The 15,840-nt window shown below is 61.7% G+C and carries 15 protein-coding genes; 12 read left to right on the top strand and 3 right to left on the bottom strand.

What is annotated here, in order from left to right:
* Positions 1-199 precede the first annotated feature (199 nt).
* From QZ196_RS11740 to QZ196_RS11760, 5 genes are all read left to right on the top strand, one after another.
* Positions 200-865: a sugar transferase gene (locus QZ196_RS11740; RefSeq protein ID WP_296426623.1), complete on the top strand. Its 666-nt coding sequence runs from the start codon at positions 200-202 to the stop codon at positions 863-865.
* A gap of 120 nt (positions 866-985) precedes the next feature.
* Positions 986-1,243 (top strand): hypothetical protein, encoded by a 258-nt coding sequence (locus QZ196_RS11745; protein ID WP_296426625.1) that lies wholly within the window; start codon positions 986-988, stop codon positions 1,241-1,243.
* Positions 1,244-1,274: 31 nt separating this feature from the next.
* Positions 1,275-2,840: a hypothetical protein gene (locus tag QZ196_RS11750; protein WP_296426627.1), complete on the top strand. Its 1,566-nt coding sequence runs from the start codon at positions 1,275-1,277 to the stop codon at positions 2,838-2,840.
* Between the two features lie 75 nt (positions 2,841-2,915).
* Positions 2,916-4,982: a YjbH domain-containing protein gene (locus QZ196_RS11755; RefSeq protein WP_296426629.1), complete on the top strand. Its 2,067-nt coding sequence runs from the start codon at positions 2,916-2,918 to the stop codon at positions 4,980-4,982.
* 20 nt (positions 4,983-5,002) lie between these two features.
* Positions 5,003-5,554, top strand: a complete 552-nt coding sequence (locus QZ196_RS11760) for a YjbF family lipoprotein (protein WP_296426631.1) — start codon at positions 5,003-5,005, stop codon at positions 5,552-5,554.
* On the opposite strand, the gene QZ196_RS11765 is transcribed toward QZ196_RS11760, so the two are convergent.
* A complete protein-coding gene (locus QZ196_RS11765) occupies positions 5,551-7,575 on the bottom strand; it encodes a GNVR domain-containing protein (RefSeq protein WP_296426634.1) in 2,025 nt (674 codons plus the stop codon). The two genes, QZ196_RS11760 and QZ196_RS11765, sit on opposite strands and share 4 nt — an antisense overlap.
* Before the next feature lie 127 nt (positions 7,576-7,702).
* Between QZ196_RS11765 and QZ196_RS11770 the strand changes: the two genes are divergently transcribed.
* From QZ196_RS11770 to QZ196_RS11800, 7 genes are read left to right on the top strand one after another with little or no spacing between them, the layout of a single operon-like run.
* On the top strand, positions 7,703-8,968 hold the full coding sequence (locus QZ196_RS11770; RefSeq protein WP_296426635.1) for a hypothetical protein: 1,266 nt from the start codon (positions 7,703-7,705) through the stop codon (positions 8,966-8,968).
* A complete protein-coding gene (locus QZ196_RS11775) occupies positions 8,953-10,308 on the top strand; it encodes an oligosaccharide repeat unit polymerase (protein WP_296426637.1) in 1,356 nt (451 codons plus the stop codon). Before QZ196_RS11770 ends, QZ196_RS11775 begins: the two co-directional genes overlap by 16 nt.
* Positions 10,298-10,873, top strand: a complete 576-nt coding sequence (locus QZ196_RS11780; RefSeq protein WP_366510974.1) for an acyltransferase — start codon at positions 10,298-10,300, stop codon at positions 10,871-10,873. The genes QZ196_RS11775 and QZ196_RS11780 overlap by 11 nt, the downstream gene beginning before the upstream one ends.
* The gene (locus tag QZ196_RS11785; RefSeq protein ID WP_296426639.1) at positions 10,870-12,006 is read left to right on the top strand and encodes a glycosyltransferase; all 1,137 of its coding nucleotides are present in this window, start codon (positions 10,870-10,872) and stop codon (positions 12,004-12,006) included. The genes QZ196_RS11780 and QZ196_RS11785 overlap by 4 nt, the downstream gene beginning before the upstream one ends.
* Entirely contained in the window at positions 12,003-12,545 is a 543-nt protein-coding gene (locus tag QZ196_RS11790) for an acetyltransferase (RefSeq protein ID WP_296426641.1), read from the top strand. The genes QZ196_RS11785 and QZ196_RS11790 overlap by 4 nt, the downstream gene beginning before the upstream one ends.
* A complete protein-coding gene (locus QZ196_RS11795) occupies positions 12,542-13,453 on the top strand; it encodes a glycosyltransferase family 2 protein (RefSeq protein ID WP_296426643.1) in 912 nt (303 codons plus the stop codon). The genes QZ196_RS11790 and QZ196_RS11795 overlap by 4 nt, the downstream gene beginning before the upstream one ends.
* Positions 13,450-14,202 carry a glycosyltransferase family 2 protein gene (locus QZ196_RS11800; RefSeq protein ID WP_296426646.1) on the top strand — a complete coding sequence of 251 codons (753 nt, stop codon included), beginning with the start codon at positions 13,450-13,452 and terminating at the stop codon, positions 14,200-14,202. Before QZ196_RS11795 ends, QZ196_RS11800 begins: the two co-directional genes overlap by 4 nt.
* On the opposite strand, the gene QZ196_RS11805 is transcribed toward QZ196_RS11800, so the two are convergent.
* On the bottom strand, positions 14,199-15,140 hold the full coding sequence (locus QZ196_RS11805; RefSeq protein ID WP_296426647.1) for a phosphatidate cytidylyltransferase: 942 nt from the start codon (positions 15,138-15,140) through the stop codon (positions 14,199-14,201). The genes QZ196_RS11800 and QZ196_RS11805 overlap by 4 nt on opposite strands.
* Complete coding sequence (locus tag QZ196_RS11810; protein ID WP_296426649.1) at positions 15,137-15,778, bottom strand: lysophospholipid acyltransferase family protein; 642 nt, start codon at positions 15,776-15,778, stop codon at positions 15,137-15,139. Before QZ196_RS11810 ends, QZ196_RS11805 begins: the two co-directional genes overlap by 4 nt.
* Between the last annotated feature and the right edge of the window lie 62 nt (positions 15,779-15,840).

The raw sequence follows: 15,840 nt of genomic DNA on the forward strand, positions 1-15,840 counted from the left end.
GAAATCTGTCCGCAAGGTGGCGCGTGCCATTATTTGCGTCATTATGAAATGTGGTCGGAAAAGTGATAATTTTTGTAAAATTTCATTTAATTTATTGCCGACGTTAATCACCCATTAATGGCATTGTTTGAGATTTGTTAACTGTGCAGAGCGGAACGCGACTGCAGAGCGGTTAACTTTTCCAAAGCGAGTTGCAGGCATGTTTGATTATCAAAATGACCTCTGCGAGGTCGACGACAGGGCGTTTGGGGCGCTTTCTTTTGACCCCGATACGCGCATATTTCAGCCTTATCTTTTAAAACGTGCTTTTGATATCGCGGGTGGGCTTTGCCTGCTCGTGCCGCTTGCGTTGGCTGCGGTGTTGTTGGTCATGTGCAACCCATTCTTAAATCGCGGGCCGCTTTTGTTTGTGCAGGACCGGATGGGATTTCACTGCGCGCCATTTGCAGCCTTTAAATTTCGTACGATGTCACAATCGACGCATGCGGTACGCGGTGCGTTTGACCCGCTTGAGACTGACAGGATTACCGGCCTTGGCCATTTCATGCGCAAGACACGGATTGATGAGCTGCCACAGATTATCAATGTGCTGCGCGGCGAGATGAGCCTGATCGGCCCTCGCCCGGACAGCTATGATCATGCCCGTGTGTACCTGCGCGAGGTGCCCGGCTACCGCGACCGCCACCAAATCAAACCGGGGATCAGCGGGCTGGCGCAAACGGAAATTGGCTATGTTGACGGTCTGGATGGGGTTCAGCGCAAAGTGGCAGCTGATCTGCACTATATTGCCAACGCGTGTTTGCGCTTTGATCTGTGGATCACCTGGCGAACCGTCGTGGTCGTGCTGACGCGGCGTGGTGCCTAAGCGGTTGGCAGACCATATCCAGCGGCGTGTTGCATGGCCGGGACCCTGCGCGCGCTGCTCCAAGTTATTGGTAAGTTCGGGCCGATAGTCAGGATATTCAACCTGAATATGGAGAGCCCGATGCCTGATCCTTTTGATTCCGATTATGTGAACCTGACCTCGCCTGCCGTCTCGCACTATGCCGTCATTCCGTCCGATGGCGTTGATTTGCCGGTCCGCCCGCGCGCATTGTTCGTGAATGTTGCCGGCACTGCCGCACTGCAGGACAAAGATGGCGTCGTAATCAGCTATGATGTCGCTGCGGGTGCGGTGCTCAGCATCCGCCCGGTCCGGGTCATGGCGACAGGTACCACTGCCCAGCTTGTAGCGTGGTACTAAGGTGATCGGTCTGGAGCTTTCCCCCGGTCACATGAAACGCACACAGCCGAATCCGCTGGCCGCGTTCTTTTCAGCAGGTGGCGGACAGTCGGTCGCCTTGGCAGCGGGGGCTGGGGGCAGCGTGTCTGTCTGGACCGAGATTGCTCCGCACTATGCGGCCTGTTTACGCCTTGATAACAGCAATGCCGGCACCCGCCTGTCGTGGCGCGAGACGCTGGTGATGGAGTTGCGCAATATATATCCCGTTGGTGACTTTACGCTGGCCGGGGCATGGTCGCAGTTGCAATCGTCCGGGTCTGGCCTGTCGGGCAGTTATACGGGTAACCGCGCGGTCAGCACCGCATCGTTGACGGCCACCGTGACCGTGACGGTTGATCGTGCCGCCACCTACGATCTGTGGGTACATTTCACCGGGCGCACCGGCGGCGGTTATTGCCGGGTCGAGATTGACGGCGCACAGACGCTGGTGAATGAAATTGACGATCCCGCAGAGCTCGGTTTCAAAGCGTTTTCAACGTATGCCGCGATTGATTTGCAGCGGCGGCAATCGGTCAAGGTGGCCAGTGGACTGCTGGGTAGCCACGACATCACCCTGCGCAGCGGGGGCGCGGCGTCCCCCGGTGGAAATGCAATCATGATTGAGGCCCTGGCGATTTCAGGTGCTTTGTCGGATCCGCGCATTCTGCCCTCGATGTGGCAGCCGGGCACAGCCTACCAAACTGGTGACGAGGTGCAATATGGTGGGATCTATTACGCCGCCCGTGCCGATGGCACGAGCGGCGCCACCCCGCCCGGCCATACCGGCGGTATCGGCTCTGATGGCGCGCTGGACTGGCGTGCCGATAACCGGAGCACCTATCCGCGTTTTGTCTCAATGGATTATGCGTCAGAACGCGAATATGCCGCGCGCTGTATCGTGGATGGTGCCGCGACGGAATTGGGTGGCCAGACCCATGGCAATGAGGTCGTGCAATCACGCATCATCACATTGGACGGCAACCCGTGGGTTCCCGATGTGACCGGCAACGGGCTAAGCCTTGGTGCGCAGATCGGGGTGACTGAAGCGACGATATGGCAGCACGAAACGGGCGGTGCTATCGCCGATTGCCAACTGACCCGGACCGTCACGCCGGGTGCGGTGCGCCACGAGGTGACGGTTACCGGCACTGCTGTGCAAGCCAGTTTTGACTGGCTTTATGCCGGGATGGTGCCGATGGTCCGTTGGGATGGCGAAGCTGCAAATACGGTTGTCGATACCGTGGCGGTCGCGGATGCGACATCGGTGAGCCTTGCCGATTATGCGGGTGCCTCGGGTGTCAGTCTTGACTACCCTGGCGCGCGCCAGATCGGGATTTCCGCCACTTTTGACGGGGCGACCCTGCGATATGGTCACGAAGCTGGGCCGTTGCCGGTTTTTGGCAATCTTGTTAACCAATTTGACACCTTTCTGCGGCCAAATCTCGATGCCGCTTCTGCGAGCGGCAGCCTTGATTGGAAAGCCAAAGCCTATGTCAAAGGTGGTGCCGCTGGTGGGTTGGTGCTTGGCGCGGGTGACGTGCTGGGCTTTTTCAGCCGCCACGTACTGCGCATTGACTGATGGGTTTCCTTTCCGCCTCTGCGCCCGGTGGCGTGCAGGCCCCGGATCGGGATTGGGCGCAAGCGTGGGGCGAATATGCGGGCAAAGGCAGCGGTTTGGCTGATCATGGCGCTTTGGCCGCTGGCGTTGTCGGGGCAAGAGGCACCGCTGCGCTATAACGCCTATGGTGCCCCGGGCCTGATCGACATGCCTATCGCCAGCTCTGCCCCGGATGCAGAGCTGGCGTTTTCTATGTCCAGCTTTGCCGGACAGACCCGGAATACGGTGACGTTTCAGGCCTCGCCGCGTCTGTCCGCCAGCTTTCGTTATGCCGATCTTGACGATGTTCTGGGTCCGCAGGATGTGTTTTACGACACTATTCTGGATCGCAGTCTGGCGCTGCATTACAGGTTTTTGGACGCAGGTCCGCACCGCCCGGCTCTGGCGATTGGCGTTACAGATTTCGTGGGAACCGGCATTTACAGTGGTGAATATCTGGTTGCGACCACGGCACTGCGCCCAGATATGGCGGCAACGCTGGGGCTTGGCTGGGGGCGCTTCGCGGGCATCGGCGGTTTCCATAATCCACTTGGCCCCGCCTTTTCCGAACGACCCGAGCGCGTGTTCGGCCAAGGCGGCACGATGACCCGCAATGCATTCTTTCGCGGCGACGCGGCGCTGTTCGGGGGGCTTCACTGGCAGGCGTCCGATGCCCTCGGGGTGACGCTGGAATACTCCTCCGACGCATATCCCTATGAAGACGGCACCGCGTTTCATCGCCGTGTGCCGATCAATATCGGCGTCACCTACGCCCCACAGCCCTCATTGCGACTGTCGGGGCAGTATCTTTATGGGTCCGAACTTGGGGTGCAACTGACCTATGTCGTCAACCCGATGCGCCCACCGTACCCAAGCGGCTTTGATCTTGGGCCCGCGCCTGTGCGCCCACGGTCCGCAGGCGGGCAGCCTTCCATGGTTGACGTGGGCCCTCTTGCCCGCGCGCTACAGTCCGAGGGGCTGACCCTGCACGGGCTTCGCGCCGATGATGCCATGCTTGCCGTTTCCGTAGAAAACAACAGGTACACGACCAGCGCACAGGCCGTTGGCCGCGCCGCCCGCGTGCTGACCCGGATGATCCCAGTTGGGGTCAGCATGGTTGCGATCACCTTGGTGGAAAATGGGCTGCATGGCCCGCCGATTACGCTCCGCCGCGCCGATCTGGAACTGGCAGAGTATGCCTTGCACGGCAGTGATATCATCGCAGCGGTCGCCGACATTGCCCTAGAACCCTCGCCACCGCCCGTTATTGCAACCCGCTTCCCGACGTTTTCGTGGGGTATCGGCCCCTATCTGACCCCAAACCTGTTTGACCCCGACAACCCGCTGCGCGCTGATTTCGGCATGGCGCTTGATGCCCGTTGGGAACCCGCGCCGGGGCTGGTTGCGTCGGCTACATTGCATCAGCGGCTGATCGGCAATCTGGCCGATGCAACCCGTGTATCAACCTCGGTCTTGCCGCACGTCCGCAGTGATTTCGCCCGTTATGACCGCGAAGGCGATGCTGATATCATGGACCTGACGCTGGCATGGTACGGCCAGCCATCCGCGACCATCGCAACGCGGCTGACCGCAGGTTTGTTCGAAACGATGTATGGCGGGATTTCGGGCGAAATCCTGTGGCGTCCGGCAGGCCGTGATCTGGCCTTTGGCGTCGAGGTCAATCAGCTTTGGCAGCGCGACTATGGCGGCGGCCTTGGGTTTTTTGAGGGCGCCATCACCAGCGGCCACGCCTCGGTCTATTGGCAGATAGGGCAGGGATATCAGGCACAACTGGATGCCGGGCACTATTTGGCGGGCGATTGGGGCGCAACGCTGACACTCGCGCGCCAGTTTCGGAACGGCTGGTCACTGGGGGCCTTTGCGACTTTCACGGATGTGTCGTTTGCGGACTTCGGCGAAGGTTCCTTTGACAAGGGGTTGATGGTGACTGTCCCGCTTTCGTGGATCAGCGGGCAACCCCGCCGCGACGTGATTGCCCGCACGATCCGTCCGGTAACGCGCGATGGCGGCGCCCGCGTGGATATTGACGGGCGGTTGTATGCGCTGACCCAACCGTTGACGCCGCAGGCCGTGACCGACACATGGGGAAGTTTCTGGCGATGAGATGGCTTTGTCTTGTTTTTATGCTGTGCAGCTGTGCGACAGCACCCGACCCGGACGTGATGCGCGCGATGCTGACGCCCGAACAAGTCGCGCAATTGCGGGCGCCGATGATTTTTGTCGTCGCACCGACGCGACGGGTTGCAGCGACCTTGGTGCCGGTTGGTCAGAATGGGGGTGTGCGCACATGGCAGACTCGCGACGGGGTGCAGATCGCGACGCAGAATGGGCTGGTCATTGCCAGCCGTGGACTGGGATTTGACCTGATGTCTGCTGATATCGGTGGAACCTCTGCCGCGCTGCGCGGTGGCCCGCTCCGCTATACCCGTCTGGTCACCTACCTCTCGGGCGATGCGCAAACCATTGTCGTGCCCCAGACCTGCGTGATGACCGCGCAGGGCCGGCAACGGCATCCGGCAAACGGCATCCCGGTCAAGGTTTTTGTCGAACGGTGTCAGACGCGCGATTCATTCGAGAACACCTACCACATTGGCCCCGACGGAACGCTTTGGTGGTCGCGGCAGTGGGTGTCGGCGGGTGTGGGCGCGCTCGAAATTGAGCGGATCAGGCGCTAGTTCTGATAATAGGCCTGCCCGTAATTGGCGAAATACGTACGCCCGTACTGTCGCATGCGTATGCCGTCGATCTGCGACAGCACCAACCCGATGCGCGCGGCATTGATGCTATCCAGCTCGCGCAAACCAGCACACACAAGGTCAGCCGGCGTTTTCTCCCATTGCACCGTGTAAAGCACCGCGTCGGCGTATTGCGCCAGCAGCCGTGCATCGGGCACCGGCAGCACCGGCGGGGCATCCAGCACGATAAAATCATAGCTTTGGCGGAGCTGCGCAAGCAGCGCCGCAAATGCCGCACCTGAAAACAGGTCTGCGGGATTATCCCCTGCCGTCCCCGCGCACAGAACATCCGCGCCAAGGCCTGCGTCGTGCACGACCGCCTGCGCCAAGGGCGCTCGCCCGCCGATGACACTGTTCAACCCCTGACCATCATTTTGCGCAAAATCAAAATAGTGACGAAAGGCCCCTTGCCGCAGGTCCGCCTCTATCAGGATCACGGATTTGCCCAAGCCCGCAAGGTTCAGCGCCAAGGCGATGGATTGCGTGGTTTTGCCCTCGCCGGGGACGCTGGAGGTGGACAGTATGATCTGCGGCGGCCTGCCTTGATCGGCCAACAATAGCGACGTGCGCAGGTTGCGCATCCCCTCGGCTGTGGCCGACGTGGGTTTGGCGCGCAGATACCCCAACAATTGCCCCCGGCCGTGCCGCGCAATGCGCGGAATCTGCGCGATTACCCTATGTCCCGTGGCATCTGTCAGTGTCGTGGCATCGGAAAAGCCGCGGCGCAACGCCTGCCGCGTCAGGACCAGCGCCACACCGGCCAGCCCCCCCAGCAGGCCCGCTATCGCAAGGATCAGCATCTTGCGCGGGGCCACATATTTCCCGACGCTCGCCGCGGCCAGCACCCGACTGTCGGGGTTCTGCAACCCGCGCTGGATGCTGGTTTGCTGTAGTCGGGCAAGAAAGGTTTCATAAATCACGCGGGTCGCATCGGATTCGCGGCGCAGCTGTTGCAACTGGACCAATCCGGCGGATTGATCGGCCAGTTGCGTGTTCAAACTGGTTTGAAAGACACGCAGCGCCGCCACCTGATTGCCATAACGCTGGACCTCCGCCGTCAGCCGGTCGCGCCGTTGCGGGCGATCCGTGGCCGCCACGACCTCGGTTTGGCTGTCCAACCGCCGCAGTTGGGCCTGCGCCGCCTGTAGATCGTCCTGCGTGGCGTTCAGCCGCTCTTGGGTTTCCACCGCTTGCCGGCTCAGCGCGTCCAGCACGACATCATCGTGTACCCGCGCCGTGGCGATCAGGTTATTGACGGCGGTTTCTTTGCTTTCCAGCTGCAATTGCAGTGCGTAAACTCGCTCGGACAACCACGTCACGGCAGTTTCCGTCGCGGCATGTTTTCCCGCCACCTGATCGGCCAGATAGACCTGCGCCAGCGTATTGGCGATCAGCGCTGATTTGTCCGGTGTCCCGGTCGTCGCGGTGATGTTGAAAATATAAGTGTCCCGGCTGGTGCCTGCACGTATCGCAACCGTCAGATTTTCGACGGTTTTTTCCAGCACCGCAGCCTTGTCCGGCACCGCTGCTATCTGCCCGCTCAGCAGGTCGCGCAACCGGGTCCGCAGGCCGATGACGGACAGCGGGGCGACCGGCACCAAATAGCGATTGAATTCCGCGTCGCGGGTCAGATCAAGCGTGTTGACGACCTGGGTCATCAAATGTTTGGATTGTAGAATGGCGACTTGGGTGTTGATGCTGGTCTGATCGGTCGCAATGCCCGCCGCCACCTGCTCGATATCGAAAACCGGCCCCGATGCCGCGTCAATTTCCAGCGTGGCGGTGGCCGCAAACTTGGGCTGGGCCATGGCAAAGGCATAGTATCCCGCAGCAAACAGTGCCAGCGCGATGCTGGCACCGATGATCAGCTTGCCGTGCCAGACGACCCACAACAGGCCCATGATATCCAGCGGCTCAATCCGCTGAATTTTTAGCGATGTGTCTGCGATAAGTGTTGCCATGATGCCCGATTACCTTGCTTTTCAAGCAATTCATCACATCCAGGTTAACCTTAAATTAATTCAGATGAATGACCACTGAACCCCAGCGCGGTTTGGTTAACGCCGCAGCGGACAAGCGGGCGGAATCATGATCGGATCATTCATCGGGCGACTGACAAGCGGATGCGCGGTCCGCACCCTGTTGGGCCGTGTGGGGATCGTCGGCGGCAACTTTGCCGTCATGATGGCGCTGGCCGTTTGGTTGGGGCTTGATGCCTTTGGTCAGATTGCCGTTTTGTGGGGGTTGGCGATGGTCGCGGGCACGGTGGTGTCGGTCGGCGCCCCGCTGCTGTTGTTGCGCATCCTGACGGATGGCGGCGGCGTTACGGCAGGCGGGCTATGGCGGCAAATCGCGCTTTACCCTGCTGGGCTGGCCGCCGTGGCGCTGCTGGTGTTACCGCGTGCGGTGCCCGATGTGCCATGGGTTGCAGTGATGCTTGCAGGCCTTGCGGTGAATGCGGCCACATGCGTGGCCAGCATCATGCGCGGGCTGGGCAGTGTGCAGCTGTCGATGCTGCTGCGCGATGGTCTGCCGCAGTTGGCCTTGGGTGCGGCGGCTGTCCTGTGGGGACCGGCGGCAGGCGGCATCATGGCCGGGGCGGCTGTGATCATGGGCGGCGCTGCGACCTTGCTGCTGGTGATCTGCTTGCGGCGGCCAGCCATCGGCGCGTTGATCCAACCGGGCGGTGATGGCGGCGCGATCCGATACGGCCTGTGGGGCACGGCTGTGCTTGGGATGGCGGCGGCGCAGGTTGACATCATCGTTGGCGGCAGCATTTTGCGGGCTGATCAAATCGGACTTTATGCGCTGCTGCGCCGGGTGGCCAATCTGGTTGCGCTGCCGGTCAGTGTGGCAACCTGGGTCAGCGCGGTTCCGATCTCGGCTGCGTTCGGCATGCAGGATCGCACCGCGTTGCGACAGGCCAGCGCCGCCGGCAGCCGGATCGCCCTGCTGCCGGGTGCCGTGCTTTTTCTGGCGGCGCTGCTGTTGCTGCCTTGGGTCGCCCCGTTCGCCGGACAAACCTGGAGCGTGGAGGCGCGCAGCGTCGCATTGGTCCTGCTGTGCGGTGCCGTGATCCAGGTCTTTCTGGCCTCGGGCATGACCGTCGCGACGCTGTGCGGATTTGAACGCTTTGCCTTTGGCGCAAGGTTGCTTGGCCTTTTCACGTATCTGGGGATGGTCGTTTGGTCGGGCAGCACCCTGTCGGCGCTTGGCAATGCCGCCGCATATGTCAGCGGCATCGCCAGCGGAGGCCTGCTGCTCTGGGCCTTGCTCTGGGCGCGACTGGCAATCGACACCTCTGGTGCAGCTCTTTGGCGTGCGCAACGGGGGCAAACATGGAAGCTGCCCTGATCATCGCGCTGGCCGCCATCTGCACGGCTGTGCCGTTCTGGCTTGGGCAGCGTCACGGCATCGCACCTCTGCTGTCTCCGATGCACCTGCTCAGCTATTTTTGTCTGTTCGGTTTTCTGATCAAGGCGGTGGTCTATGCCGCAATCCCCAATCTGGCGTTCTATCGCCGTTATGTCGATAACCCGTGGGGCGACATGCTGGGTGCGCTGTATCTTGCAGTGTTTATCCTGCTGATGTGTCTGGGATACCGGGTCGCTTGCGCACCCGCTTGCCGCACCGACAGCATCATGGCCGCGCGGAAGGTTGCGGGTGGGATCACCCGGCGATGGCCGTTGTTTTGGTTGGCCTTTGCGGTGGCGACCGCAACCGCGCTGGTGATCCTGCGGGCACGCGGCGCAGCGCTTGATCTGAACCTGCTGGCCGGGGTCAATACGGCCAAGCAGATCAACGTCAATGCAAATGGCGTGGGCAGCACATTGGCCGGGCTCAAGACGTTCTTTATCGTACCCAAGTTCGCCTTTGTGCTGTTGCTCGCGCATGGCCTCGTGACCCGGTCGCGGGTGTCGCTGATGCAGGCCGTTGCGTTGGCGGTCTTGCTGCTGGGAATCGCCCTGATCTCGGGTGACAGGTTCGAGCTGATCGAGATGTCGATCTTTGCGCTGGCGACACATCTGATCCTCGGTGGGCGGCTCAGCCCGGCAACGGGCCTGTGGCTTTGCCTGTCTGCCGCCGTGATCATCGCCCTTTCCGTCTATATGACGCAGTTGCGGCTGGGGCAGGCGGGAACGCTGTCTGCGTTGCTGCGGCAGATCGTCGGATCGACCTATTTTCTGGATTTCAACGCGGCTGTGATGGTCACGGACCGGGTCGAGCCACAGATGCTGATGCTGGGCGAAAGCTATGCCTGGTGGACGTTCGGCTGGGTGCCGCGCACGATCTGGCCCGACAAGCCGGCGATTGATCTGGGTGTCTTTTTCAAACGCGACGTGATGCAGGTCTACACCGGGGGCGCGTTTAACGTCACCGGCCCGGGCGAGGCATTCATCAACTTTGCCTGGGCTGGCGTCGGCGTCGGCTTTGCGCTGGGCTGGCTGTATCGCAAGGCCGAGGCGCTGCTTTTCTCGCCTTTTGCATGCCTCCGCTACGGCGCATTCCTGCTCTACCCGATCCTGTTCTACCCGTTCATTCAGGCGACCCTGCAATCGTCGTTCAGCGCCTTTATCGTCGGTGCAGTGGCGCAATGCGTGCTGATCGCCCTGATGATCGCCGTCTTTGTCACCCGCTACGCGGTCTGGCTGTCCCCCGCCGACCCCACAAGGAGCCATCTCAATGTTGCTTAAAGCCATCTATTGGGGCCTGCGGGCCACAGCCGCCATGCACCGCCGGATCGGTCTGCGCGGCGCAACGGCGCTGCACCGTGCCACGCTTGGATCGGTTGGCGCAGGCAGCCGCTTTCAGCCCGGCGTCCGCTTTGCGGACCCTGCCATCGTCAGTATCGGTGCGGATTGCTATGTCTGGTCGGGCTGTCACGCCTCTGCCGAAGTGCGCGGCCAGCCTCTCATCATCGGGGACGGGGTGCAGATCAACCGCAACGTTCATCTTGATACGACCGGCGGGCTGACCATCGGTGCCGGAACGCTGATTTCCCAGGACGCCGTGATCTACACCCATGACCACGGGTTGGACCCGCGCGCGACACCCGGCATGGTCCCTAAAATCATCGGTGAAAACGTCTGGATCGGGATGCGCGCGGTGATCTTGCCGCAATGTCGGCATATCGGATGCGGCGCTGTTATCGGGGCCGGTGCGATTGTGGTGCGCGACGTGCCTGCCGGGGCGATCGTGGCGGGAAATCCGGCGCGCGTGCTGGGTGCATCGTCCGACCGCACGCAGGTCGCCGCATGAAGGTCCTGCACGTCACCCCCAACTTTTTTCCCGCGACCTATTGGGGCGGGCCGATTTTCTCGACCAAGGCGATCTGCGACGGCATTGCCGCGCGCGGCGACATCATGCTGCGGGTGCTGACGACCGACGCAGCCAGCCCAGACAGACATGACAGGGTGACGCCGGTCGCATTGCCCTACGGCGTGCACTATGCCCGGCGTATCGCGGGGCACAGTATCGCGCCGGGCCTGCTGGCGCGGCTTCCGGGCGCGATTGCATGGGCCGATATTGTCCATTTGACCGCGACGTATAACGCCCCGACCCTGCCCACGCTTGCACTGGCCCGCGCATTGGGGCGGCCCGTGGTGTGGTCGCCGCGCGGCGCATTGCAGGCCACTGCGCAATGGGCCGATGCTCCGCGCCAACGCACCAAGCACCTGTTTGAGAAGGCGGCCAACTTGCTGCGTCACGGCAGCAATGTTCTGCACGTCACATCTGCCGCCGAAGAGGCCGCCAGCAAAACCAACCTGACGGACATGCCCACGGCCCTGATCCCCAATTGCGTTGATATTCCCCCGCTTGCCCCGCGCCCGATACGGCACGGCGCCGCCACGCGCCTGCTGTGCCTTGGGCGCCTTCATCCCAAAAAGGGTCTCGCGCGGCTGATTGATGCCATGGCCCAGCTTTCGGGTGATGTGACGCTTGATATCTACGGCACGGGCGACCCCGGCTATAGTGCGCAATTGCATCAGCGCGCGGCGGCCTATGGCCATCGTATCCGCCTGCATGGTCATGTGGATGGCAGCGCCAAGATCGCCGCCTTTGCCCAAGCCGATCTGTTCGTGCTGCCCAGCCATTCGGAAAACTTCGGCATCGCCGTGGCCGAGGCATTGGCCCACGGCCTGCCCGTCCTGACCACCACAGGCACGCCGTGGCACGCGCTTGACCATCACGGCTGCGGGCGCTGCATTGATCTGCAAACCACGTCGTTGGCCTGCGAAATCGCGTCACTGCTGACGGCAGATTTGCCCGCCATGGGCGCGCGCGGGCGCGATTGGATGATCCGGGATTTCGCGCCGGTGGCAATGGCCACAGCCTTTGCCGCACTGTACCACAGCATGCTGCAACGCGATGTCCGGGGCGTGCCCGCATGACGGCCCAGCTTGATATCAGCGCGAACCGGCAACACCGTAACTATGGCCGCCGCACGCAGGCTGGCCGGGTTCTGTGGTGGCTGTGTCAGCCGCTGTTCCGGCTCAGCCCGCGCCCGCTGTGGGTCTGGCGTATCTGGCTTTTGCGCGCGTTTGGGGCGCAGGTCGGGCAGGGGGTCCATATCCATCCGACGGTGCGTGTCACCATGCCGTGGAACCTCTGCCTTGGGGATCAGGCGGCGGTCGGGGACCGTGCGATCCTTTATGCGCTGGGCCAGATCAGCATCGGCGCGCGGGCGACGGTTTCGCAAAACGCGCATCTTTGCACCGGCAGCCACGACCATCACGACCCCGCACGCCCCCTGCGCAAGCGGCCCATCGTCATCGACGATGACGCGTGGGTCTGCGCCGACGCATTTGTCGGGCCGGGTGTGCGGATCGGGGCCGGTGCCATCCTTGGCGCACGCGCCGTCGCGATGCACGACGTGGCACCGGGCAAGATCGGCATCGGCAACCCTCTCCTGATACGGGACCCACAATGACCCATCTGACCGTGATCATCCTGACCAAAAACGAAGCCCTGCACATCGGGCGCGCTGTCGCGTCGGTCAGGGGCATCGCGAACCGTGTTCTGGTCATCGACAGCGGCTCGACCGATAACACCGTGACCCTTGCCCAAGATGCCGGCGCGCGCGTGCTGCATCACCGCTGGATCAACTATGCCACCCAGTTCAACTGGGCGCTGGATCAGATTGCAGGCGAACCGGGCTGGATCATGCGGCTGGATGCCGATGAAATCGTCACACCGACGCTGGCCGCGCAAATCGCACAGGGCCTGCCGGATGTCGCAGGCATCTATGTCGGGCGGCACATGCATTTTCTGGGGCAACGGGTGCGCTACGGCGGCCTGTTTCCGATCCGCGTTCTGCGCTTGTTTCGCAATGGTGCGGGCCGCTGCGAAGACCGCTGGATGGATGAACATATCATCGCCGATGGCCCGACTGCTGATCTGACGGGCGCGATCGTGGACGATAACCTGAATCCGCTGGATTGGTGGATCGCCAAACACAACAGCTATGCCACCCGCGAAGCGGTGGACGTGCTGAACCACGAATTCCGGTTCCTGCCACAACAAACCATCGCGCGCCTGCAAGGCGGCACACAGGCGCAGGTCAAGCGCTGGATCAAGGAACACCTCTATGCCCGCCTGCCCGGAGGCCTGCGCGCGGGGCTGTATTTCTTCTATCGTTACATGCTGCGGCTCGGCTTTCTTGATGGGGCGCAGGGGCGGTCATTCCACGTCTTGCAGGGGTTCTGGTATCGCTACCTTGTTGATGCAAAACTGGCCGGGGTCCGCCGCCATATGGCCACGACCGGCGCACATCCCATCGACGCCATCCGCGATGTGCTGGGCATTGACCTATCCCAAACCGCAAAGGCCGCTGCATGAAAATATCTGTCGTGACAGCCGTGATGAATGGGGGGGATACGCTGGAAACTGCCGTGCAAAGCCTGCGCGCCCAAACCCACCCCGACATCGAACATGTGGTGCAAGACGGCGGGTCGACCGATGGCACGCTGGCCTGTCTTGCCCGCTACGGCCACCCGCAAATGGCACTGATTTCGGCCCCCGACACAGGTATCTATGATGCAATCAACGCAGGGATTTCGCGCACCACCGGCGATGTCATCGGGCTTTTGCACGCTGACGATTATCTGGCGGGCGATGACATTCTTGCGCAGGTCGCCGCCGCGCTTGAGAACCCCCGGATCGACGGTGTCTACGGCGACCTGCAATATGTCGCCCGCGCGGACAGCACCAAGGTCATTCGCCATTGGCGGGCCGGACCCTATGCGCAGCACCGGTTGCGGCGCGGATGGATGCCGCCGCATCCCACGCTATATCTGCGCCGCGCGGTGTTTGAACAGGCAGGGCTTTACGACACGAGCTACCGGATTTCGGGTGACTATGACGGCATGCTGCGCTTTTTGACGCAAGGCCATGTGCGGCTGGGCTATATCCCACAGGTCATGGTGCGCATGCGGATCGGTGGGGCCAGCAACCGCACATTTGCCCAAATACTGCGCAAAAACCGTGAAGATTACCGCGCGATCCGCACGCATGGGGTTGGCGGCATCGCGACATTACTGGCCAAGAACCTGTCCAAAGTCACCCAATTCACCACCAAACGGCCCTAGCCGTAAAAGTATTTTGTCAGATGGTAAAAAATCGGTGCCGCGAAAATAACACTATCAAGCTGATCGACAAAACCGCCCTGACCGGGGATCAGATGCGACCAATCCTTGACGCCGCGGTCACGTTTGATCGCGGCAAAAACGATATTGCCAAACATCCCCACCAGCGACGCAGCGCCGGCCATCGCCATGGCTCCAAACACCCCGAACGGCGTGATCCAGTTCAGCAGCGCACCGATCAGCATCGCGCTGACCACACCGCAAACCAGCCCTTCCCATGTCTTGGGCGACAGGCCGGGGGCGATTTTGGTCCGGCCAATCCGGCGTCCAAGGAAATACTCCAGCAGATCGCCCAACTGCACCACCATCACCAAAAAGGCGATCAGCAGGACCGCACGGTCGCCATATCCCGCGATCTGCATCGCCATCAGGGCGGGCACATGGCTCAGGCAAAAGACAGAGATCATCAGCGCCCATTGGGTCTCTGCGACGCGGATCAGGAAACGGTTTGCATTTCCACGCAGCGCCGACACGATGGGCAGTAACAAAAATGCGTAAACCGGGATGAACACGGTATAAAGCCCGTCCCAGCCCAGCGCGATAAAGACATATTGCAGCGGCAGCACCACGAAAAACGCCAGCGCCAGCGAAATATGGTCTGCCTGTGCCTTGGTCGTCAGCGTCAGGAATTCGCGCAGCGCCGCAAAGGACGCAAAGGCAAACAACACCATCACCCCGACCTTGCCACTGATCAACGCCAGCCCGATGAACGTCACCATCCCCCACCAGCTTTGCACGCGGGTCATATATGTATCCAGAACCGGGTTCAGCGTGTCTGCGGGCTGGCGCGCGCGCAGCACCTCACCCAGAAACGTCATCGCAAGCAAAATGCCGAAACTGCCCAGTGCCAGCAGTAGAATGTCACTCGTCGTATTGCTCATGACTGCACCTGCGGCGCCAGCGCGACCAGCGCATCTGATGCGCGTTTCAGGAACGCATCCTTGCTTTCGCCCTCGGCCACATGGATCGGCGCGCCAAACGTCACGGTGCAGATCAGGGGCAGGGGGATCACCTCGCCCTTGGGCATGATCGTGTTCAGATTGGCGACCCATGTGGGCACCAGATCAACATCAGGCCGCGCGACCCCCATATTATAAAGCCCCGCCTTGAACGGCAGCAAAGGGTCTTCTGTCATATTGCGGTTGCCTTCGGGGAAAATGATCAGCGACGATCCTTCGTCCAGCGCGGCAAGGATCTTGTCCATCGGTTTGTCGTTCACTTCTGGGCGCCGGTCCACCAGCACGCAGTTGAATACTTCGGGCCCCACAAAGGCGCGCAGCGGGTTTTTCAGCCAATAATCCGCCGCCGCCACCGGGCGCACGGTCCGGCGCAACGCGGCAGGCAGCACCGACCAGATCATCGGCATATCTGCATTGCTGGTATGATTGGAATAATAGACCCGCTGCCGTGGCACCGGTTCAATCCCTTGCCAGTCGGCCCGCACGGCAGTGATCGCGCGGGCAAAAATGCGGATGGCGTGGCCCACGATACGGGCAGCAAAGGTGCGCAAGAGTTTCATCGGATGACCTTGGCGAAGCTGGGTGGATTTGAAAAGGGGGTTCACCGCACAAAAGCCCCGCC

This window comes from Yoonia sp. (assembly GCF_017854565.1).
Lineage (GTDB): Bacteria > Pseudomonadota > Alphaproteobacteria > Rhodobacterales > Rhodobacteraceae > Yoonia.